Source organism: Pseudomonas sp. DW-iso17, from assembly GCF_058725345.1.
This window is the reverse complement of sequence record NZ_JBZXEA010000032.1, coordinates 125425-147321: the sequence shown is the minus strand read 5'-3', so window position 1 is coordinate 147321 and position 21897 is coordinate 125425. Positions and strand designations below refer to the sequence as shown.

The following is a 21897-nucleotide window of genomic DNA, read 5'->3' as shown; positions in this document are numbered from 1 at the left end:
CCGCTATCATTGCCCTGTGCTCGATGGCCCAGCGCAACGCGAGCAGTTATAGGTTCTCATAGCGGTTCATGTCCAATACGCCCTCTTCCACCGGCGTGGTTTCGTGAATGTACCGCGACAAGTCATGGAAGTACTGCCAGAACAGCGGGTGACTGCGGCGCACACCCCAGCGGTCGACGATTCTCTCGAAGCTCTTGGCGTCCTTGGCCTGCTCCATCTGCGCGACAAACTCAGGCACTTGCCGGGCCGGGATATTGAACATGAAGTTCGGGTAGCTGCTGAGCACGCCTGGGTAGATCGTCACCGTGTCCAGCCCCGGCTGATAGCGATATGCCTCACCCAGCAGGAACGCCACGTTACTGTGGGCACGGTTGCGCAGCAGGCTGTAGACCTCGCGCTTGCCGCTGGCGGTTTCGATGCGCAGCATGGTGGCTTCGGGCAATTGCTCGATCACCTTGAGCCCCGCCGCCGGCCGCGAGGTCAGGCGGCTCAGGGCTTGCTCGGCATCCTGCAAGGCCGGGTCAATGCCGTCGCGGGAGCAGAACGCGCCGCTGCAGCGGTTGATCGGGTCGGGGCTGGCGTTCAAATGGCCGTAGCGGGTCAGCAACTGGTTGGCGAAGTCACGCTTGGGGTCCTTCTTGCTCAGGTGCAAACCACTGGCCTTGTCATCGTCAATCGCTTCGTAGTCCAGCCACAGCTTGAGCTTGCCGCTGTTCTGGTACCAGTCGTCCAGGAAGTCTTCGCGGGTGTCGGCGGGCATCAGGCGCAGGAAGTTCTGCTCGGCGCCGTTGCGGATCAGGTCGAAATACAGGCGGGTCTGGGCCTGGTGCGAGACGTTGCCAAACACATCGAAATTCACCGCTAGCTGGTAATAGGTGCGTTCCAGCAGTGGGTAGTCGAACAGCCACATCGTCTGCGGAACCTCGCCAATCAGGCCCTTGGTCACCGAGGCGCTGTCGAAATGGCGGAAAATGCTCAACAAGGCGTTGTCATTGCCCGCCCACAATGTCGACCAGCTCGGCGCCGGCAGGTCTGCATAGTTGTCACGGCGCAAGGCTTCGTATTGGTTGCGCTTGTCACGATAGGCCAGCCACAGGCTCAGCACACTGCCCACGTCGTCATTCTGCCCGGGCATGGCCAGCAACGGCGTGGCCTGGCCGCGATAACGCGCATCGGTGATGTACAGATCGTGGTCGGGGTCCTGGAACAGCGTCCAGAAGTTATCGCGGATCACGTCCGTGGCGATCTGCCCACGGCACACCGGCCCGCGAATGAAGGTACGCACGAAGTACTCAGCGTTATCGAGCATGAATTGGTAGCGCGCTTTAGCCGGGATGGCTTCGAATGTCGCGAACGGGTTGGCGCGGCTGCCGGGGCCGTAGCCTGGCAAGGCCGTGACCTGCCAGTCGCCGGCGTAGAACAACGCCTTGATCCGCGCCATCTTCGCCGCGCTGAAGGGGTAAGTGATGTGGGTTTTATGCACGATCACGCCCTGCACTGGCCACAGGCGGTAGTACACCTGGGTGCCTGGGTCGTCGTTGGGGCGACGTGTGGCGATCAGGTCAATCGGCTGGCCACTGGGCGTACGCGAACGCACCCACTGGAAGTAATGCCCCGGCTCGCCGTTCTCGAAATAGATATGCGCCAGGAACAAATGCTCGAACAGCCAGCGCGCCACCAGGCTTTCCCGGGCGCCCGGCTGGTTGAACAGGTTTTCCCACTGTTGCACTTGCAACGCTTCCCTGGCACTCGGCGCCAGGCCCTGCTCGTCAATCGGCGCGCCGGAGGCCAGCCAGCGTTGCAAAGTCTGGTATTGCTGATCGGTCAGGCCGGTGACCGCCAGCGGCATACCTTCCTTGGGGTGAGCGCCGGCATAGGCACTGAACTCGCCGGGCGTTGCGCACATATTTTCGCGGTTGAGCCCCAGCACAATGTTGTCGGGCAGCTTGGCATTGGGCGCCAGCGGCGCGTTGTGCCCCAGCTCCAGCATGCGCGCCATCAGCGCAGCCTGGCTGCCCTGGGCGTCCAGCACCGAATAGAAGCCCTTTTGCTGCCACGCCTGCTTACCGAATGCGTCATAAAACAAACGCGTCGTTGGCGTGGCCTGGCTGCGCTCGCCGTCATACACCGGCATTTTGCTTGCCCCGCGTGCGGCGCCCTCGGCGCTCCCCAAGTTGAGCTGGCAGGCGGAGTCGTAGCAGGCGTGGCAGGCCACGCATTTCTCGGTGAAGATCGGTTGGATATCGCGGGTGTAGGAGATCGCCGAAGCGGGACCCTCTGCCTGCGCAGTACTGGCTATCAAGGCCAGGACGGCGCTGACAATCAAACGAAGTGACATGTATCGGGTCCCGATTCAAGGCGTGCGGTCTGTGAAATGGCGGTGATTCTACCGGGCCATGACCGCCAGCAACATGAGCGATATTCATGCACAACCCGGACATGCTCCAAATCGGCACAGGTTTGCTATGATTCACGCCCTCCGTAATGCCTGACCAGAGTAGTCCCATGCCCGATCGTAGCGCTCGCCTGCAAGCCCTTCACCAAGCCCTCAAGGAACGCATCCTGATCCTTGATGGTGGCATGGGCACGATGATCCAGAGCTATAAACTCGAGGAGCAGGACTACCGTGGCAAACGCTTCGCCGATTGGCCAAGCGACGTCAAGGGCAACAACGACCTGCTGGTGCTGACCCGCCCGGACGTGATCGGCGGCATTGAAAAAGCCTACCTGGACGCCGGCGCCGACATCCTTGAAACCAACACCTTCAACGCCACGCGAATCTCCATGGCCGATTACGGCATGGAAGAACTGGCCTATGAACTGAACGTGGAAGGCGCACGCCTGGCGCGCAAGGTGGCCGACGCCAAAACCCACGAGAACCCGGCCAAGCCGCGTTTTGTCGCCGGTGTACTGGGCCCGACCAGCCGTACCTGCTCGCTGTCGCCAGACGTGAACAACCCCGGCTACCGCAACGTGACCTTCGATGAGCTGGTGGAAAACTACACCGAAGCCACCAAGGGCCTGATCGAAGGTGGCGCCGACCTGATCCTGATCGAAACCATCTTCGACACCCTCAACGCCAAGGCCGCGATCTTCGCGGTGCAAGGTGTGTTCGAGGCGTTGGGCGTGGAACTGCCGATCATGATTTCCGGCACCATCACCGACGCCTCAGGTCGTACCCTGTCGGGCCAGACCACCGAAGCGTTCTGGAACTCCGTGGCCCACGCCAAGCCGATCTCGGTCGGTTTGAACTGCGCCCTCGGCGCCAGCGAGCTGCGCCCCTACCTGGAGGAGTTGTCGAACAAGGCCAACACCCACGTTTCGGCGCACCCTAATGCTGGCCTACCCAACGAATTCGGCGAGTACGACGAACTGCCGTCAGAAACCGCCAAGGTCATCGAAGAATTCGCCCAAAGCGGCTTCCTGAACATCGTCGGCGGTTGCTGCGGCACCACGCCGGGGCATATCGAAGCCATCGCCAAGGCCGTGGCCGGTTACGCGCCGCGCCCGATCCCGGACATTCCCAAGGCCTGCCGCCTATCAGGCCTGGAGCCGTTCACCATTGATCGCCGTTCGCTGTTCGTCAACGTCGGCGAACGTACCAACATCACAGGCTCAGCCAAGTTCGCCCGCCTGATCCGCGAAGACAACTACACCGAAGCCCTGGAAGTCGCCCTGCAGCAGGTGGAAGCCGGCGCCCAGGTGATCGATATCAACATGGACGAGGGCATGCTGGATTCGAAGAAGGCCATGGTGACCTTCCTCAATCTGATCGCCGGTGAGCCAGACATCTCCCGCGTACCGATCATGATCGACTCTTCCAAGTGGGAAGTGATCGAAGCCGGGCTCAAGTGCATCCAGGGCAAGGGCATCGTCAACTCCATCAGCATGAAGGAAGGCGTAGAGCAGTTCATTCACCACGCCAAGCTGTGCAAGCGCTACGGCGCGGCGGTGGTGGTGATGGCGTTCGACGAAGCCGGTCAGGCTGACACCGAAGCGCGCAAGAAAGAAATCTGCAAACGCTCTTACGACATCCTGGTCAATGATGTCGGTTTCCCGCCGGAAGACATCATCTTCGACCCGAACATCTTCGCGGTCGCCACCGGTATCGAAGAGCACAACAACTATGCCGTCGATTTCATCAACGCCTGTGCCTATATCCGTGATGAGTTGCCCTACGCGCTGACCTCCGGTGGCGTGTCCAACGTGTCGTTCTCGTTCCGGGGCAACAACCCGGTGCGCGAAGCGATCCACTCGGTGTTCCTGCTGCATGCGATCCGTGCGGGCCTGACCATGGGTATCGTCAACGCCGGCCAGTTGGAGATCTACGACCAGATCCCCGCCGAGCTGCGTGACGCCGTCGAAGACGTGGTACTCAACCGTACGCCGGACGGCACCGACGCCCTGCTGGCGATTGCCGACAAGTACAAGGGCGACGGCAGCGTCAAGGAAGCCGAGACCGAGGAATGGCGTGGCTGGGAGGTCAACAAACGTCTGGAACACGCGCTGGTCAAGGGCATCACCACGCACATTGTCGAAGACACCGAAGAATCGCGCCTGTCGTTTGCGCGCCCGATCGAAGTGATCGAAGGCCCGCTGATGTCCGGCATGAACATCGTCGGCGACCTGTTTGGCGCCGGTAAGATGTTCCTGCCCCAGGTGGTGAAATCCGCCCGGGTGATGAAGCAGGCGGTGGCCCACTTGATCCCGTTCATCGAGCTGGAAAAAGGCGACAAGCCTGAAGCCAAGGGCAAGATCCTGGTGGCCACGGTCAAGGGCGACGTGCATGACATCGGCAAGAACATTGTCGGCGTGGTGCTGGGTTGCAACGGCTATGACATCGTCGACCTGGGGGTGATGGTACCGGCGGAGAAGATCCTGCAGGTAGCCAAGGAGCAGAAGTGCGACATCATCGGTCTATCCGGCCTGATCACCCCGTCTCTGGATGAAATGGTGCATGTGGCCCGCGAGATGCAGCGCCAGGATTTCCACCTGCCGCTGATGATCGGGGGCGCCACCACCTCCAAGGCGCACACGGCGGTGAAGATCGAGCCCAAGTACAGCAACGACGCGGTGATCTACGTCACCGACGCCTCCCGCGCCGTGGGCGTGGCCACCCAGTTGCTGTCCAAGGAGTTGAAGGCCGGCTTCGTCGAAAAGACCCGTCTGGAATACATCGACGTACGTGAGCGCACCTCCAACCGTAGTGCACGCACCGAGCGCCTGAGCTACCCGGCGGCCATCGCCAAGAAGCCGCAGTTCGACTGGAGCAGCTACACCCCGGTCAAACCGACCTTTACCGGCGCCAGGGTGCTGGACAATATCGACCTCAACGTCCTCGCCGAATACATCGACTGGACGCCGTTCTTCATCTCCTGGGACCTGGCCGGCAAGTTCCCGCGCATCCTCACCGATGAAGTGGTGGGTGAAGCGGCAACCGCGCTGTATGCCGATGCCCAGGAAATGCTCAAGAAGTTGATCGACGAAAAACTCATCAGCGCCCGTGCGGTGTTCGGTTTCTGGCCGACCAACCAGGTGCAGGACGATGATCTGGAAGTGTACGGTGACGACGGCCAGCCCATCGCCAAACTGCATCACTTGCGCCAGCAAATCATCAAGACCGACGGTAAGCCGAACTTTTCCCTGGCCGACTTCGTCGCGCCCAAGGACAGCGGCGTGACCGACTATATCGGTGGTTTCATCACCACCGCCGGCATCGGTGCCGAAGAAGTGGCCAAGGCTTACCAGGACGCCGGCGATGACTACAACTCGATCATGGTCAAGGCCCTCGCCGACCGTCTCGCCGAAGCCTGCGCCGAATGGCTGCACCAGCAAGTGCGTAAAGAGCACTGGGGCTATGCCAAGGACGAGCAACTGGACAACGAAGCACTGATCAAGGAGCAGTACAGCGGCATACGCCCTGCCCCCGGCTACCCGGCGTGCCCGGACCACACGGAAAAGGCCCAGCTGTTTCAACTACTGGACCCAGAGGCGCGTGAAATGCACGCCGGGCGCAGCGGCGTATTCCTGACCGAGCACTACGCGATGTTCCCGGCGGCGGCGGTCAGTGGCTGGTACTTTGCCCACCCACAGGCGCAGTATTTTGCGGTGGGCAAAGTCGACAAGGATCAGGTGACCAGCTACACCGCACGCAAAGGCCAGGACCTGAGCGTGACAGAGCGCTGGCTGGCGCCGAACCTGGGTTACGACAACTGAAGGCCTGTCCGGCTCGTTACCGCCGTGTCGACGACCCCGGTTGCGGCGATGCCGGACCGGGTCGTGGCGCTACGGTGACAGTTGCCTGTAATGCCTGCACCTCCTTAACAATTGTCGGGACAGCCCCAGCAAACGCTGGCCCTTGATCAGCCGTCGCATACCGGTACGCCTGGGTATCGTGCAGTGGTTCGAGCAGATGGAAAAACCGCTCATGCCCCGGCTCATCGGCCAGTTGTTGCCATAACTGCCGCCTGGGGACGGCCAGGTCCTGCGGTGGTCGCTGTACTTGTCGCCAATGGCAAAATACACACAGCCTGTCAGCCTGATTTTCATCAGGCTCATTCCCGCACATAACCTGAAGTTGCTGCCGGTTGCTTGTCAACGAAGCGCTGGGTGGGTAGATCAGACATTCGGTCATTCCTGTGATTGGGAATGACAGAACATCACCCTCCAGACGCTGCTCGGTGGTGAATATATACGGTGCAGGGTCGTTAGCACCGCAATTGATAGGCTCGCGGTAATCACCTACCGCACCCGCAATGACCAAATGCGATTTCCTGTGCCGGACCGATTCCCGGTCCGCTGGGCCGGCAGCTCAGAACAACCGGTTTTACACAGGAAACGGATTTCGTCATGCCCGAACCCATTACCCCCGCGTCAACCCTGGCCTTTCGCCAATTACCCGCCCAGGCCGTACATGCGCGTTTCGCCACCCGCCCAGCCTTGTATTCAGTGCTGTTGAACGCCCTGCGCGAGCGTATTCTGGAACGCTACCCGTCGTTGAAGCTGGACTGGCAGACGGTCAAACTGGCAAGCCCTCAGCCATCCGGCGGTTACGCCTATCCTGCATTGATGGAAGTGGCTATCGCCCATGTGCTGAACCCGCGGACGCTTGACCTGCACTCCGTGCGCGAGCGTCCCTACTTCCTCACCCAGACGCCACCCGAAGTGATCAAGCCCGAGGGCCTGCCGGGTCTCGACATGCAAGTCATCGCACAGATCATCGACGAGCTGCCAGCCTCGCTTTATCTGTACATGCAGCATGAGCTGGCCGACTATTGGAGCCAGGTTGACGAGCATGGCAACAGTCGCTGGCAGTGGCTCAGCGAGTTCCTCAACGGTCGGATGACCGCCGCGGCGGCGGGTCCTTCAACCCTGACCGACACGCAGCGTGACATGTTGGCGGTGGTCGCCGCCTGGCCGGCACAACGTGAGCGCCTGCCCCGCTCCTCACCGGCCACCTATGTGTATTTCATAGAAACCACGCTCGCTGACGCCGGCGAAACCGTGCGCGTACTCACCCCAGATCTGCTGCTGGTACGTGAAAAACAGCTGCTGCTGTACAGCGTGGCCGGCAAGATCGACGCGTTCGACTCACTGGCGGCGTTCAGCCAGGCCTGGGGCGCGAAGATGCAGGAGCAGTTCCGATGCGACAGCCTGACCTGGCGGCGCAACGAGCCGGTCGCCAATGTGTTTGAGCAACAGGCGGGGCTGATCCTCAATACACACCTGGAAGACCTGGAGACCCTGTCTTTCCAGGGCCAAGACGAAAAAACCCTTGAGCAGCACCTGGAGAAGATCACCGATCCGGCACGCTGTTTCACCGACGTCCCGATCGCCGCCGCCGAACGGCTCGATGCCGTGAGCCAGCGACTGCCGGCATGGCTCGCACAAGCCAGCAGCGCTGATCGATTTGCCTACCACCGCCATCTGCAGGACATGGCGCAGGTGCTGCAAAAAAACCAGGGCCGCGCGTTCAACGAAGGCATTGAAAACATCCACACGTTCAGCCGGGCCGCACTACGCAAGCAGATGCAGGCTGATCACGGCGACGTCGACCCCGATGCCGTGCTGTTGGATTTCACTGTGGCCGCCGGTTATCCAGGGGGAGCCGGAATTGTCGAGCATGTGCGCATGTCGCTGACGGAACTGGCTCTGAAGAACCTCGCTGGCAAGCCCTCTGGCACGCTGAAGCTATCCTCCAGCACGACAACACCGTTGCCAGGCTGGTTGAACGAAGATTACCTGTTGGGCAGCAGCGGCCTGATCCAGCGCGTTGATATTGGCACTACCTACCCTGACGCTCTCAAAGAGCTGTTGTTATCCGACACCGCCGATGCCCAGCGCAGGGAGTCGCTGTTTACTCGTGAACTCAAGGTTCATCTGCCGATGCAGGCACTGGAATACAAGATCCGCCAGCAACACGGCATGACCGTCACCGGTTATCGGTACGTCAAGGCGCTGATGGCGCAAATGCCAGCCGACAGGATCGTTGACGGCCAGGAGATCGTCTTGCGCCCGCTGGCCCTGTGCCGCAAGACCGGGGCTGCGCCGGATCAAGCCAGCAATATTTTCATCATCGAGCCACGCGATATCAGTGCGGGCCCACATTTGCTGTATCGACCGTTGTATGCCGACGCCCTGCATCAATACCCCAGCCGCCAGGCGCTGTTGCAGGCCATTGCCCAGCCAGGCGAGTTGCAAAACAGCGTGCTGGACTGGTTATCGGAGAAAGCCCGCCCCATCTATGCCCACGGCGGTATCAAGGAACCGCACATCATTCGTTTCCTGCCCGGCGATGAATACAGCCTGGCCGAGAAACCCGCCCCGGCGACCCTGGCGGTTGATGAGGGTGCCGGTGAATGGCTGCAATCGCAGGTCAACGGCCAACTGCTTAATCATCTGTTCGGCAGTACAGCGCGGGCGCTGGTCGATTTGGCGGACCGTGAATCAGTCTCCAACACCGAAAGCCGCTGGGCCGTCTTGATGGAAGGTGCGTGGTTGCTGTTCAACACCTTGTTGCTGCCGCTGGTACGCGGCCCAGCCATGTTGGCGGGCTGGTTTCTGGTGCTGGTCGCCAGCCTGGAGCAGGATCTGGCGGGGTTGGACAGCACGGACCCGATTACGCGTGAATCGGCATTGATCGATCTGCTGCTCAATACCGCCATGGTGTTGCTGCATGGCGCATCCGCGTCTGGCACGCCGTTACTGGAAGCTGATACAGAGGCCCGTGGTTTGCGACTGGCAGTCTGGCGCCGTGCCCCGGGCACGCCGGAAGCGGAACAACTGCCAGCGATACGCGAGGGCGTGGTGTCGCTGCCCGGTGAGCCGCCGGCGACGGGTGATACGGTGCTGGACTTCAGCCGGTCCCTGGCCAGCCCTCAAGCCAGTGAACGGCTCAGAGCGATGCTCGATATTCAGGTGCCCTGGCCCTCGTCACTGCCGGCCCCGCAAGCGAGCGGTGCACTCAAGGGCCTCTACCGCATTGACGGCGTCTGGCACGCCAGCCTTGGCGGGCTGCTGTTCCAAGTCAGCGTGACACCGGGGTTCGGCGAGGTCTACCTGGTGCACCCCAAACATCCTCAACATCCAGGCTTCAGGCTGATAAGCGACGGCCAAGGACATTGGCGCCTTGACCGCCACGCGAGGCTCAACGGCGGCATGCCCCGTGACCGATTGAGTACCTGGCAAAAGGAACGTGCCGAACGCCTGCGGACTCTGAATTCAGAGCTTACTGCGCTCAACGCCACGATGTTTTCCTTGATGGGTGCCTCTTTTACCTCTGAAAGAGCCCTGACGATCGCCCGTACCAATCTGGTCGAACAGAGTAAGAACCTGCGCAAGGATTGGTTGCTGCTGGCCAGTTCCAAGAGCATTCCGAAACTGCACGCCGAAGTGGTCAAGCGTCATGAGCAACGCCGCATTGCAACCGCACAGGCCAGGATCCAGTGGGATATTGCCCTGGACAACCAGCGCCGACACGGGCTACCCGTTGTCGAACTGATGAAAAAAATCCAGGCCAAGGCCAACGAGCTGATGAGCCTGGACAGGACTGACCCGGCCCACGAGCGCGCGCGGGACAGGGCCATCAAAACCCTTTACAGCTTCTGGGGCGGGCTTTATGAGTCCCTCTCCCAACGAATGTCAGACACCCTTGAGACCGAGCGCGGCGAAAGTTATGACGAACTGAATGCGCGCACTAAGCAGGAGTTGCCCAATGACATCACCGACGCCTACGACGACTACATCAACCTGCAGAAACGCCAGGTCCAGGCGCTCGAACACATGATCGAGCCCGCAGAAAAAATCGAGACACTGCTCAAGGAAGCTACCCCGGCAACGCGTCAGTTTTTACTGCAAGACAGGCCCACCGATCAAAACATCCATTCCGTGATCATCAAGCAACATGCGCTGCTGGTGTTTATCGACTTGGTATTAAACCGTGCGCACGGCTCAAGGGAGCTGGCGGAGTATCCTTTCGTCAGTGAACTGACCGACCCACGCACGGCAACCAGCCTGTCGGCGCATACGGAAATGATGACGACCAGCGGCTACTCGACCCTAGAGCAGATCGATGTACTCAAGAGTGTCCTGGAGCGCTATGAGCAATTGGAAAACGCCGTCAACTCATTGACTGAAATGGGTTCAGGGTTTATTCGCGAAGAATACCGCGAGCCCTTCCTGCAACATCTGGCCCAAGCCCGCAGCAGCCTTGAAACCCAACTGGCCCATTCGATTTTGGTCGAGGAGGGTTTTGCCCCTGTCACGCCCCCCGACAGCGCCACGCGACTCAAAGCCTCGAGTCGCAGAGTCATCACCACCCGCGACAGGAGGACCCTGGTAGGAGACTTGCGTGTCGGCCAGCCGGATGCGCCAGGCAATTTCGTCGATATCAAAGACCCGCTGACCGGCAAGACGCTCGCCACCTACCTTGAACACGCCAGTGAGGGGTTCTGGAATGTCGTAGAGCCAGCCCGCGCCGCACCGCCTGCTGAGGTGGCGCTTAAGCGCCCACTGAGGGCAATAGAGGCACAGGCACAAACGGTCAAAGACGAGCGCGCGGGAATTGATCGCAGTATTCATTTTCAACAACGCAAACTCAACGACCCCAGCCGACTGGAAAGCCTGGCCCCCCATGAATGGGATGTCATGCTGACGCAACATGCGCAAAAATTCACAACCCTGGCTGAAGAACTCAAGCGCGACCATGCCACAGACGCCCGTGCCACCGAGCTGATCGACCGTTACCAGGAAGAGGCCGCCGCCGCCACCCGGCAAGCACGCGAGGCATGCAGCCTCGGTTACAAGTTGCAGCGCCCCAGGGCAGCCCATGTGGCCTATTTATGGCGACACGGTTTTGTCGACATCAACCTGGTCCGCAGCCGTGTCCCGTTAAAAGCGGGGGACTACCTGACCGAGTATGCGATACGCGATAAAAGCAAAATCAGGGAAGGCAAACAAGGCGAGGATGCCGTGCTGTGGTACGCCCACTTCCACTACGCGACGGCCGACAAGCCGCCTGCCAGCCCTGACTTCGGGCATCTGAAAACCAAAGCTGAACGGCTGTATACCCGCAAGGACCTGATCGAGCGGGCACGTGCCGACAACCGGGCCGTGGTCAACCTGGAGAAAGCCGAGATCAAGCCGCCGCTGGACCAACAGCTATTCCTGGGTCTGGAGGTGCTCAGCCCAAGATAAGCCGTAACCGATTGTCTATGCTCTGTACGATGACCCCGTTGACGAGGGCTGTATGGACGACCCAATCGATAACAAGCCGCCGACCTTCTGGCAGATGCTGCACAGCGTGATGGCGGCGGCTTTTGGTGTGCAAAGCGGCAAGAACCGCGCCCGCGATTTTACCCACGGCAAGCCTAGCCACTTTGTAATGCTGGGCATCCTGTTTACGGTGGTGTTTGCCTTGACCTTATTTGGCATCGTCAAATTGGTGCTGCACCTGGCCGGGGTTTAACGCAGCAGTAGTTGCAAGCTGAACGGGTAACGGTAGGACGGGGGCTTGCCCACCGCCGACAGTGCGCGAAATTCCACCGACCGCATGGGCCCCATCAGGCGCCGTGCCTGGGCAACATCGATCAATTGGAACAAGGCCTGTTGGCGGTTGCGACCGCCAAGGGCGCCGATATCGACACCCTTGGCCTCATCATGGATCAACACCATTGCCCAGCCGCCCAGGGTGAAGTGCCCCGCCACCAGCGTACTCAGCCGCCCGTCCAGGCGTGCTGCAAGGATCTGCGGCGAACTGTTGACCGCACTGAACAACACATCCTTGCCCGGTACCCGACCGCTGTCTTGCAGGGCCTGCATGGCGCCCAATGCCATCTCATCATTGGCCGACCACACCAGGGCCGATTGTGGATAGCGCTTGAGCATCTGCGTGGCTTGTTCGTAGGCGCGCAGGCGGTTCCATTCACCGTAGACCAACTGGCGCAGGCGCACTTGCGGATGTTCGGCCAGGGCGCGGCGCAGGCCCTGTTCACGCAACTGCGCCGCCGGTGTGGTCTTGGCACCGGAAAATGCCAGCAGGTCCAGCGTTGCGCCAGAAGCGATCGGCCCGTGTTGGCGCAACAAGTCGGTCAACATCAGGTAGCCGGCCTGCTCGTCGTCCGCGACCATGCTGCCGATCAACCGGGTGTCGTGGTAGGCGTCCAAGAGCTGCGTCTGGTCGGGCGTCAGGGCGTTGTTGACGATCAGTAATTTCACCCCGCTGCCCTGGGCCATGCGCATGATTTGCGGGGCAACGTATTGCTCATTCACCAGCACCAGGTAATCAGGTCGTTCAGTGCCCAGCAATGCCTCTCGCGCATGGGCCAGGGTGACTTGGTTGTCACGCTCGGAATAGCGCACACGCAAATCCAGGCCGAGGTCCTTGGCGCCGGCCTGCATGAATTGCGCATAACTGACCCAGAAGGTTTCCGAAGACCGGCCAGGGTTGAGAAACACCACCGACGCAGCCTGGGCGATTGCCCCGTACGCCGACCCCAGCAACCACACACACGCCATCAGAACCTTCAACATGGTTGTCTGAACCTTGAACATAGAGCGCCATGATAGTGGCAATTAGATATTCAATCGAGGTTCAATCAACCCGCTGCTTTACTGGTGGCTAACCCAGAACACGGCGGTTCCCACCACCAGGATGATCAAAAATAAAATGGCCCAGGCATCCACGGTACTGTCGGGTTTACGGGCTTTGGTGGAATTGCTCATCGCATCGCCTCTTGTCGGTTTTATAGGTGACTGCACTAAGACTCGATCACAGTAAAGACCAGAGTTTTCCCTATGACAAATGTGGGTATGGCGATAACGGTTCTCATTAGTCAGTTTGGTTATTTACATATACCCAAACATCACTTTTGCGCATATACGCAAACTGGTATCGTGCGCCGGCTCCGTTGGGAGTGCGCGGCCGTGCGCGCAGATTTGCCGAGAACAGGACCTATATGTACGTATACGACGAATACGATCAGCGCATCATCGAGGACCGCGTCAAGCAGTTCCGTGATCAGACCCGACGCTACTTAGCAGGTGAACTGAGCGAAGAAGAGTTCCGCCCTCTGCGCCTGCAAAATGGCCTTTATGTGCAGCGCTTTGCGCCGATGCTGAGGGTGGCCGTGCCCTATGGCCAACTGACGTCGCGCCAGACGCGAATGATGGCCAAGATCGCCCGCGACTTCGACAAAGGCTATGCCCACATCAGCACCCGCCAGAATGTGCAGTTCAACTGGCCGGCCCTGGAAGATGTGCCGGACATCCTGGCTGAACTGGCTACCGTGCAGATGCACGCCATTCAGACCAGCGGTAACTGCCTGCGCAACGTGACCACCGACCAATTTGCCGGCGTCGCTGCCGACGAGTTGATCGACCCGCGGCCGTGGTGTGAAATCGTGCGTCAGTGGACCACCTTCCACCCCGAATTCGCCTACCTGCCGCGCAAGTTCAAGATCGCCATCAATGGCTCGACCTCGGACCGTGCCGCCATCGAAGTGCACGACATCGGCCTGGAGCCGGTGTACAACGCCGCCGGCGAGCTGGGTTTTCGCGTATTGGTCGGCGGTGGCCTGGGCCGTACCCCGGTGGTCGGCGCCTTTATCAACGAGTTCCTGCCGTGGCAGGACCTGCTGAGCTACCTCGACGCCATCCTGCGGGTTTACAACCGCTATGGCCGTCGCGACAACAAGTACAAGGCCCGGATCAAGATCCTGGTCAAGGCGTTGACCCCTGAGGTGTTTGCCCAGAAAGTCGATGCCGAAATGGAACACCTGCGCGGCGGCCAGACCACCCTGACCGAAGCCGAAGTGCACCGCGTCGCCAAGCACTTCGTCGACCCTGAGTACAAGGCCCTGAGCAATCAGGACGCCGAGCTGGCCGCACTCGACCAGCAACACCCAGGTTTCGCCCGCTGGCGCACGCGCAATACCCTGGCGCACAAGAAGCCCGGCTACGTGGCAGTGACCCTGTCGCTCAAGCCCACCGGTGTTGCCCCTGGCGATATCACCGACAAGCAGCTGGATGCCGTCGCCGACCTGGCCGAGCGCTACAGCTTTGGCCAACTGCGCACCTCCCACGAGCAGAACATCATTCTTGCGGACGTTGAACAAAGCCAATTGTTCACCCTGTGGGGCGAACTGCGCGAAGGCGGCTTTGCTACGCCGAACATAGGCCTGCTGACCGATATCATCTGCTGCCCGGGCGGCGACTTCTGCTCCCTGGCCAACGCCAAGTCGATCCCGATTGCCGAGTCGATCCAACGCCGTTTCGACGACCTGGATTACCTGTTCGACATCGGCGAGCTGGACCTGAACATCTCCGGTTGCATGAACGCCTGTGGTCACCACCACGTCGGCCACATCGGCATCCTGGGCGTGGACAAGAAAGGCGAAGAATTCTACCAAGTGTCCCTGGGTGGCAGCGCCAGCCGCGATGCGAGCCTGGGCAAGATCCTCGGCCCATCCTTCGCCCAGGAAGCCATGCCAGAGGTGATCGGCAAGCTGATCGACGTGTATATCGAACAGCGTACCGAAGATGAGCGCTTCATCGACACCTACCAGCGCATCGGCATCGACCTGTTCAAGGAGCGTGTCTATGCAGCGAATCATTAAGAACAACGCAGTCGTCGACGAAACCTGGCACCTGCTGCCCAAGGACGCGAGCTTCGACGGCATCTCCAACTGCGACGACCTGATCGTGCCGCTGGCACTGTGGCGCGAGCACGGCCATGCCCTCAAGGCCCGCGATGGCGGCCTGGGTGTGTGGCTGGACGCCGATGAAGAAGCCGAAGAAATCGGTGATGACGTGCAGCATTTTCAGGTCATCGCCCTTAACTTCCCGGCCTTCACCGACGGGCGCAACTACTCCAATGCCCGCCTGCTGCGTGACCGTTATGGCTACAAGGGTGAACTGCGGGCCATTGGCGACGTGCTGCGTGACCAACTGTTCTACCTGCACCGCTGCGGGTTCGATGCCTTCGCCTTGCGCGCGGACAAAGACCCGTACGAAGCGCTGGAAAGCCTCAAGGATTTCTCGGTGACCTATCAAGCGGCCACCGATGAACCTTTGCCGCTGTTCCGCCGCCGCTGACACTCTGCAGGAGCGAGGGGAACGCCTCGCTCCTACCGTTCCATCGCCCGTCAATCCTGTGTGATCGACTCCCGCTTGACATTAAAGTTAACTTTAAGCTTAGCCTGAGACCTCCCCTGCTCAGGAGTTAACCCATGTCACCGTTCGAATCGCTGCAACTGCCTAACGGCCAAGTCATCGCCAATCGCATCGCCAAGGCCGCGATGGAAGAGAACATGGCGGACCTGCATCAGGCACCGTCCAAAGCCTTGAAGCAGCTGTACAAGACCTGGGCCGACGGCGAACCCGGCCTGCTGCTGACCGGTAACGTGATGATCGACCGCCGCGCCATGACCGGCCCTGGCGGTGTCGCCCTAGAAAACGAGCAACACCTGGCCAGTTTTCGTGAATGGGCCGACGTAGCCCGGGCCAAAGGTGTGCACTTCTGGGTACAGCTCAGCCATCCGGGCCGCCAGACCATGGCCAACCTCGGTCAACAAGCGTTGGCCCCCTCGGCTATTGCGCTGGATGTGGGCAGTTTTTCCAAGATGTTCGCCAAACCCAAGGCCATGACCGAAGACGACATCCAGGACGTCATCAAGCGCTTCGCCACCAGCGCCCGCCTGGCCGAGCAAGCCGGGTTCACCGGGGTGCAGATCCACGGCGCCCATGGCTATTTGTTGAGTCAGTTCCTCTCGCCCTTGAGCAACCATCGCACCGACCGCTGGGGCGGCCCCTTGGAAAACCGCGCACGCCTGTTGCTGGAGGTCGTCCGTGCCGTACGTGCCAGCGTCAGCCCTTCATTTTGTGTGTCGGTAAAGCTCAATTCCGCAGACTTCCAGCGCGGCGGCTTCGATGAGACCGATGCGCGCGCAGTAGTGGAGATGCTCAATACACTGCCGATCGATTTGCTTGAGTTGTCCGGCGGCAGCTATGAAGCGCCGGCCATGCAAGGTGAGGCGCGGGACGGCCGCACCTTGGCCCGTGAAGCCTACTTTTTGGATTTCGCCACACAAATGGCGAGCATCGCCACCATGCCACTGATGGTGACCGGCGGTATTCGCCGCTTGCCGGTGGTTCAGCAAGTATTGGACAGCGGCATCGCCATGGCCGGCATCGCCACCGCCCTGACCCTGGAGCCGCAACTGATCAAACAGTGGCGTGAAGGTCGCGACCTCAACCCACAACTGCGGCCCATGGAATGGAAGCGCAAACCCCTGGCCGCCCTCGCCACCCTCGCCGTGGTGCGCGACCAGATGCGCCGTCTGAGCCGCGGCCGCCTGCCCAACCCCAACGTTGCGCCCTGGCTGGCATTGGCCTGTGACCAGTGGTTTATCGCGCGGCGTACGCGGCAATACCGCGCAAGCATGACGCAATCTTCACATTAAAGGCGGAGCATTCGCCGTGATTGAACTGTCCCCTACTGATCAGCAGTTTTTCAACCTCACTGACGATTGGAGTTCCTCATGGCGAAAATCAACCTGGCCCAGCAGTTGGCGTCCACCCTGGAACAAGCGGGTATCAAGCGTATCTGGGGGCTCACCGGCGACAGCCTCAATGGCCTGACCGACGCCCTGCGCAGCATGGACAGCATCGAGTGGATGCATGTGCGCCACGAGGAGGTCGCCGCCTTCGCTGCCGGTGCCGAAGCGGCGGCCACCGGCGAGTTGACGGTGTGCGCCGGCAGTTGCGGGCCGGGCAACCTGCATTTGATCAATGGTTTGTTCGATTGCCATCGCAACCATGTGCCGGTGCTAGCGATTGCCGCGCAGATTCCGTCATCGGAGGTTGGCCTGAATTACTTTCAGGAAACCCATCCCCAGGAACTGTTCAAGGAGTGCAGCCATTTTATCGAGCTGGTGAGCAACCCCGAGCAGATGCCTCAGGTGCTGCACCGTGCCATGCGTTCGGCGATCCTCAACCGAGGCGTGGCGGTGGTGGTGATTCCGGGAGATGTATCGCTGCTGGAGGTGGAAGATAAGCTCAAGCCGTGGCCGGCCTTGCACGCACCGCGCACCCTGCCGGTTGAGCAGGACTTGCAGCGCCTCACCGACATGCTCCAGAGCAGCGAGAAAGTCACTCTGCTGTGTGGCAGCGGCTGTGCCGGTGCCCACGATCAAGTGGTGGCGCTGGCCGACGCCCTCGGCGCGCCGGTGGTGCACGCACTGAGGGGCAAGGAGCATGTGGAGTGGGATAACCCGTTCGACGTCGGCATGACCGGCCTGATCGGTTTCAGCTCCGGCTACCACGCCATGCTCGATTGCGACACCTTGGTCATGCTCGGCACCGACTTCCCTTATCGCCAGTTCTACCCGACCGACGCCAGGATCATCCAGGTGGACCGCAACCCCCAAGCCCTGGGGCGTCGTGCGACCCTGGATCTGGGCATCGCCGCCGACGTCAGTGAAACCATCGCCGCGCTGTTGCCGCGCCTGACCCGCAAGACCGATCGCAGCTTCCTCGAGACCTCCCTGAAGCACTACGAAAAAGCCCGCCAAGGCCTGGATGACCTGGCGCAACCGTCCAAGGCCGGCCGGCCGATCCATCCCCAGTATGTGGCGCGCTTGCTCAGCGAGCTGGCCGATGATGATGCGATCTTTACCGCCGATGTCGGCTCACCCACCGTGTGGGCGGCGCGTTATCTGAAGATGAACGGCAAGCGCCGGCTGATCGGCTCGTTCAACCATGGCTCGATGGCCAACGCCATGCCTCAGGCTATCGGCGCCCAGGCGGCATTCCCTGGACGGCAGGTGATCTCGATGTCTGGGGACGGTGGTTTCACCATGTTGATGGGGGATTTCATTTCCTTGGCGCAACTGCAATTGCCGGTCAAACTTGTGGTGTTCAACAATTCGTCCCTGGGCTTTGTCGCCATGGAGATGAAGGCTGCAGGTTACCTGGACACCGGCACCGAGCTGAAAAACCCGGACTTTGCGGCCATGTCCAATGCCATGGGCATTTTGGGCATACGTGTGGAGCAATCCGAAGACTTGGAGCCGGCACTGCGCCGTGCCCTGGCCCACGATGGCCCGGTGTTGGTGGATGTGGTGACCGCGACTCAGGAACTGGTGATGCCGCCGAGCATCAAGCTGGAACAGGCCAAGGGTTTCAGCCTGTACATGCTCAAGGCGGTGATGAGCGGGCGTGGCGATGAGGTTATCGAACTGGCACGCACCAACTGGTTGCGATAACCCCATTGTGGGAGCGGGCTTGCTCGCTCCCACATTTGAGCGCATTGCCAAATCAATCCTTCTGTTTTTCTACCCACTTACCGTAGGCATCGATGAATGCCTGCAGGAACGGCTTGGTCTTTTCCGACACCTTCCCCGCCTCATCGAACACATTGCCCGCCCCGCCCAGGTAGGCTTCCGGCTGTTGCATGCACCACACATCCAGGAACACCAGGGACTGGCGCAAATGGTGGTTGGCGCCAAAACCGCCAATGGCACCCGGCGACACGCTGATGATCGCCCCGGGCTTGCCACTCCAGGCGCTCTGCCCGTATGGGCGCGAGCCCACGTCAATGGCATTTTTCAAGGCCGCCGGCACGGAGCGGTTGTATTCGGGGGTGACGAACAGCACCGCGTCGGATGAACTCACTTGTTTGCGAAAAGTACTGTAGGCTGCGGGCGGTGTTGCACCGTCGATGTCCTCGTTGTAGAGCGGCAAGTCGCCGATTTCAACAATGTTCAACTTGAGATTGGCGGGGGCCAGTTCGGCCAGGGCCAGGGCGACCTTGCGGTTGATCGACTCTTTTCTCAAGCTGCCCACCAGGACGGCAATCGTGTAGACCTTGCTCATTGAGGTTTCCCGACTTCTGAATAAAGGAGCTTGTAGTTATAGAGGCTTCGCGACGCGTTCACCAGAGGGTTGTGCGGATTCCCTCGACGTTTTCCTTGCAAGCACTTGCGTAGGAAGCGTCTGAAAATATCAGCGAATAGTATTTTTTTCTTATAGGTAAACTACCCCGCTCCCTGACGGTCTACAGAACCGCAAATCGAGTGTTTATCTCCAGAGGTTCTAAACAGATGGCTGCAGTACTTGTTGGACAGTTTCATGCCAGAGACGCGGAAGGCCGCGTGTATTCGGTGCATGAGTTTCAGGAATCCAACCCGGCGCAAGGCGACCTGGCCGGATCGACGCCCACCACGACCTACAAGCTGGCCATTGGCGACCGTGTAGAAAAGCTGGAAGGTGATGAATTCAAACTGATCCAGTCGGGCACCATTCTCGTGCGCGAGTCCGAAACCACTCTGGCATCGTAAGCGCTTGCCTTGTTCACCTGCTCAGTCCTGGGGGCTGGGCTGGGGAAGCTCATGGGCGGCGGATCTGCGTCATCTCTATGCCCTGTTCGTCTTGCTTGAGCGTCACCAGCACCTGGCCGTGCTCCCCTTGCACGGTAAACATCGAGCGCTTGTAACCTGCTGCGTTGTACGCGGGGTAAGCCTCCACCTCCCTGATCAGGCTGATCCCCACGACTGCGCCCACCTGCTCGCCCACCTGTTGCTGGGAGCGAATAAAGGCTTCCAGTGCGAGATTGTCCGGCGTCGGTTCATCCTGATGATTGAAGAAGTAAGCCGCCAGGCCTCCCACGGTCACCAGGACCACGAGTTGCTTGGCCGTTACCCCGAAGAAAGTCGAGGGTAGAGGCATATGAGACCAGACCTGTTTTTTATTTTAAGTACCGGCAAACCGGCAGGGGTCGTTGCTGATCAGACCCGCCATTCTAATGGGGTCCTGGCTGAGCGCCATAGGCCGGGACGACCCCGGCAGTCTTTTTTGCGCACGAAGGCCTGCGCCATTGAATCCCCTGCGCACTGCACATAGACTCCGGCCATGCGTTTACGTCATATCGAAGTGATTCAGGCCATCTTGCAGACCGGCCACCTCGGCACCGCCGCCGAGTGGTTGCAACTCCCCGTGGGCGATGTAGACGCCACCCTCAAGGATGCCGAGCAGCAACTGGGCTTCATGCTGTTCGCCAGCGTGCGCGGGCGCTTGCAGGCCACGCGGGAAACCCTGGAGTTGCAGGCACAAATCACAACTCTGTATGAAGCCCTGGAGCCGTTGCAACGCCTTGCCAGCCGCTTGAAACACCATCATGCTCCGCCCCTACGCGCCCTCTGCACACCGCCGTTGGCCAACCAACTGTTGCCGCAGAGCATTGCCGCGCTGCGTCGACGCTTCCAGGACATGCCGTGCAACCTGTCGAGCCGGCCAGTTGGCCAGATCATCAACAGCCTGCTGTTGCATGAAGCCGATGTGGGCCTGAGCCTGCATGACCCAGAACACCCCCATATCCAGAGCACGGTGCTGGCCCAAGGCAAATTGCAGTTGCTGGCCCCCCATGGCTGGCTCAAGCCCAAGCAAAAGTACATTGCGCTGCAGGAGTTGGCCGGCCAATCGTTGATCGGCCTTGAAGGCCATGATCCGCTCAGCCGTTTGCTGGACGCCAAGCTGCATGCCCTGCGGCCAGTGCCCGTGGTGCAGACGCGCGTACAAACCTACCCGATGATGCGCGGCCTGGTGGAAGCCGGGGAAGGCCTGGCGATTGTCGACCCGTTCACCGCCTTGGGTGCACGCGAGTCCGGGCTTGATGCGTGCCCGGTGTCACCACCGATAGTGGTCAGCCTGTATGCGCTGACCTTGAAAGACGCTGCGGCCTCCCCTGCATTGAATGCGCTGCTGGAGATCGTCATCCAGAAAGCCGAAAGCCTGCTTGGTAACGACACCAAGCCCCTGTAGGAGGTCAGACCGCCTCCACTTGCGCCTTGAACAACCGATACCAGAAAATCGCGACCTCGCGGGTTTGCGGGTCAATCCCGCGATAACGCAGTTGATCGATGCCGCCCATTACATAGCCACAACGCTCATACAGGCGACAGGCGCCGAGGTTGTTGTTCTGGGTCTCAAGCATCATGCCCGGCAGGTTCTTCTTGCGAGCCCAGAACTGCGCCACGTCCAACAACGACTTGGCCACGCCATGTCGACGCGCCGGTAACGCCACAGCCAACTCGTCAACATGGGCGAAACCGTTCCAGTTGGTGCTGACCACGATATGCCCCACTGCGCGGTCATCCAGGTACGCCATGAAGATCGAGCTGTCGGCGGCATCACGAAAACTGGCGAATTCTTCCGGGTCGATGCCATAGCACTTGCGGTACGGCAGCACTTTTTCCACCGGCCATTGGTCGACGCGCTGGCCCATTTGCGGCACCCCATAGGCGCTGACTTCAAAGCTGAAATCGTTGCCCCACACATAGGCGTCAAAACCTTCGTCGGCGACTCGCACACTGAGCCCTGGATACTTCGGGTTCATCACAGCTT

General features: G+C 60.5%; 14 protein-coding genes. 9 read left to right on the top strand and 5 right to left on the bottom strand.

Annotated features, from left to right (window positions below; all coding sequences use genetic code 11):
• Positions 1-46: 46 nt before the first annotated feature.
• A complete protein-coding gene (locus AC4PS6_RS18890) occupies positions 47-2338 on the bottom strand; it encodes a fatty acid cis/trans isomerase (RefSeq protein ID WP_103451751.1) in 2292 nt (763 codons plus the stop codon).
• Between the two features lie 167 nt (positions 2339-2505).
• Here AC4PS6_RS18890 and metH point away from each other — a divergent pair, with 167 nt between their 5' ends.
• The 3 genes from metH to AC4PS6_RS18875 all read left to right on the top strand — a co-directional run bounded on the left by metH (position 2506) and on the right by AC4PS6_RS18875 (position 11965).
• Entirely contained in the window at positions 2506-6216 is a 3711-nt protein-coding gene (gene metH, locus AC4PS6_RS18885; protein WP_492180904.1) for a methionine synthase, read from the top strand.
• A gap of 633 nt (positions 6217-6849) precedes the next feature.
• The gene (locus AC4PS6_RS18880) at positions 6850-11694 is read left to right on the top strand and encodes a dermonecrotic toxin domain-containing protein (protein WP_103451755.1); all 4845 of its coding nucleotides are present in this window, start codon (positions 6850-6852) and stop codon (positions 11692-11694) included.
• 52 nt (positions 11695-11746) lie between these two features.
• Positions 11747-11965 carry a DUF2970 domain-containing protein gene (locus tag AC4PS6_RS18875; protein ID WP_019820265.1) on the top strand — a complete coding sequence of 73 codons (219 nt, stop codon included), beginning with the start codon at positions 11747-11749 and terminating at the stop codon, positions 11963-11965.
• Here AC4PS6_RS18875 and AC4PS6_RS18870 read toward each other — a convergent pair.
• The gene (locus AC4PS6_RS18870) at positions 11962-13029 is read right to left on the bottom strand and encodes an ABC transporter substrate-binding protein (RefSeq protein ID WP_336826356.1); all 1068 of its coding nucleotides are present in this window, start codon (positions 13027-13029) and stop codon (positions 11962-11964) included. The two genes, AC4PS6_RS18875 and AC4PS6_RS18870, sit on opposite strands and share 4 nt — an antisense overlap.
• A gap of 425 nt (positions 13030-13454) precedes the next feature.
• Here AC4PS6_RS18870 and AC4PS6_RS18865 point away from each other — a divergent pair, with 425 nt between their 5' ends.
• The 4 genes from AC4PS6_RS18865 (at position 13455) to poxB (ending at position 18761) form a co-directional block, all read left to right on the top strand.
• Entirely contained in the window at positions 13455-15113 is a 1659-nt protein-coding gene (locus AC4PS6_RS18865) for a nitrite/sulfite reductase (protein WP_003190712.1), read from the top strand.
• Positions 15097-15591: a DUF934 domain-containing protein gene (locus tag AC4PS6_RS18860; RefSeq protein ID WP_003190711.1), complete on the top strand. Its 495-nt coding sequence runs from the start codon at positions 15097-15099 to the stop codon at positions 15589-15591. Before AC4PS6_RS18865 ends, AC4PS6_RS18860 begins: the two co-directional genes overlap by 17 nt.
• Positions 15592-15725: 134 nt before the next feature.
• Complete coding sequence (locus AC4PS6_RS18855; RefSeq protein ID WP_058410574.1) at positions 15726-16958, top strand: NADH:flavin oxidoreductase/NADH oxidase family protein; 1233 nt, start codon at positions 15726-15728, stop codon at positions 16956-16958.
• A gap of 78 nt (positions 16959-17036) precedes the next feature.
• Positions 17037-18761, top strand: coding sequence for a ubiquinone-dependent pyruvate dehydrogenase (gene poxB, locus AC4PS6_RS18850; protein ID WP_032903540.1), 1725 nt, complete (start codon positions 17037-17039; stop codon positions 18759-18761).
• A gap of 52 nt (positions 18762-18813) precedes the next feature.
• Here the strand turns inward: poxB and AC4PS6_RS18845 are convergent, their stop codons facing one another.
• Positions 18814-19371: an NADPH-dependent FMN reductase gene (locus AC4PS6_RS18845; protein WP_032903539.1), complete on the bottom strand. Its 558-nt coding sequence runs from the start codon at positions 19369-19371 to the stop codon at positions 18814-18816.
• A 227-nt stretch (positions 19372-19598) separates the two neighbouring features.
• Here AC4PS6_RS18845 and AC4PS6_RS18840 point away from each other — a divergent pair, with 227 nt between their 5' ends.
• On the top strand, positions 19599-19835 hold the full coding sequence (locus AC4PS6_RS18840; RefSeq protein WP_032874044.1) for a hypothetical protein: 237 nt from the start codon (positions 19599-19601) through the stop codon (positions 19833-19835).
• Positions 19836-19884: 49 nt separating this feature from the next.
• Here the strand turns inward: AC4PS6_RS18840 and AC4PS6_RS18835 are convergent, their stop codons facing one another.
• Positions 19885-20223: a hypothetical protein gene (locus AC4PS6_RS18835; RefSeq protein ID WP_020301563.1), complete on the bottom strand. Its 339-nt coding sequence runs from the start codon at positions 20221-20223 to the stop codon at positions 19885-19887.
• A 183-nt stretch (positions 20224-20406) separates the two neighbouring features.
• Between AC4PS6_RS18835 and AC4PS6_RS18830 the strand changes: the two genes are divergently transcribed.
• Positions 20407-21315, top strand: a complete 909-nt coding sequence (locus tag AC4PS6_RS18830) for a LysR substrate-binding domain-containing protein (RefSeq protein ID WP_014718261.1) — start codon at positions 20407-20409, stop codon at positions 21313-21315.
• Positions 21316-21319: 4 nt separating this feature from the next.
• Here AC4PS6_RS18830 and AC4PS6_RS18825 read toward each other — a convergent pair whose 3' ends face one another.
• Positions 21320-21889 carry a GNAT family N-acetyltransferase gene (locus AC4PS6_RS18825; RefSeq protein WP_032903567.1) on the bottom strand — a complete coding sequence of 190 codons (570 nt, stop codon included), beginning with the start codon at positions 21887-21889 and terminating at the stop codon, positions 21320-21322.
• Between the last annotated feature and the right edge of the window lie 8 nt (positions 21890-21897).

Bases quoted from the DNA above. Each gene is read 5' to 3' on its own strand.
- AC4PS6_RS18890 (WP_103451751.1), bottom strand. From the start codon at position 2,338: ATGTCACTTCGTTTGATTGTCAGCGCCGTCCTGGCCTTGATAGCCAGT.
- metH (WP_492180904.1), top strand. From the start codon at position 2,506: ATGCCCGATCGTAGCGCTCGCCTGCAAGCCCTTCACCAAGCCCTCAAG.
- AC4PS6_RS18880 (WP_103451755.1), top strand. From the start codon at position 6,850: ATGCCCGAACCCATTACCCCCGCGTCAACCCTGGCCTTTCGCCAATTA.
- AC4PS6_RS18875 (WP_019820265.1), top strand. From the start codon at position 11,747: ATGGACGACCCAATCGATAACAAGCCGCCGACCTTCTGGCAGATGCTG.
- AC4PS6_RS18870 (WP_336826356.1), bottom strand. From the start codon at position 13,029: ATGTTGAAGGTTCTGATGGCGTGTGTGTGGTTGCTGGGGTCGGCGTAC.
- AC4PS6_RS18865 (WP_003190712.1), top strand. From the start codon at position 13,455: ATGTACGTATACGACGAATACGATCAGCGCATCATCGAGGACCGCGTC.
- AC4PS6_RS18860 (WP_003190711.1), top strand. From the start codon at position 15,097: ATGCAGCGAATCATTAAGAACAACGCAGTCGTCGACGAAACCTGGCAC.
- AC4PS6_RS18855 (WP_058410574.1), top strand. From the start codon at position 15,726: ATGTCACCGTTCGAATCGCTGCAACTGCCTAACGGCCAAGTCATCGCC.
- poxB (WP_032903540.1), top strand. From the start codon at position 17,037: ATGGCGAAAATCAACCTGGCCCAGCAGTTGGCGTCCACCCTGGAACAA.
- AC4PS6_RS18845 (WP_032903539.1), bottom strand. From the start codon at position 19,371: ATGAGCAAGGTCTACACGATTGCCGTCCTGGTGGGCAGCTTGAGAAAA.
- AC4PS6_RS18840 (WP_032874044.1), top strand. From the start codon at position 19,599: ATGGCTGCAGTACTTGTTGGACAGTTTCATGCCAGAGACGCGGAAGGC.
- AC4PS6_RS18835 (WP_020301563.1), bottom strand. From the start codon at position 20,223: ATGCCTCTACCCTCGACTTTCTTCGGGGTAACGGCCAAGCAACTCGTG.
- AC4PS6_RS18830 (WP_014718261.1), top strand. From the start codon at position 20,407: ATGCGTTTACGTCATATCGAAGTGATTCAGGCCATCTTGCAGACCGGC.
- AC4PS6_RS18825 (WP_032903567.1), bottom strand. From the start codon at position 21,889: ATGAACCCGAAGTATCCAGGGCTCAGTGTGCGAGTCGCCGACGAAGGT.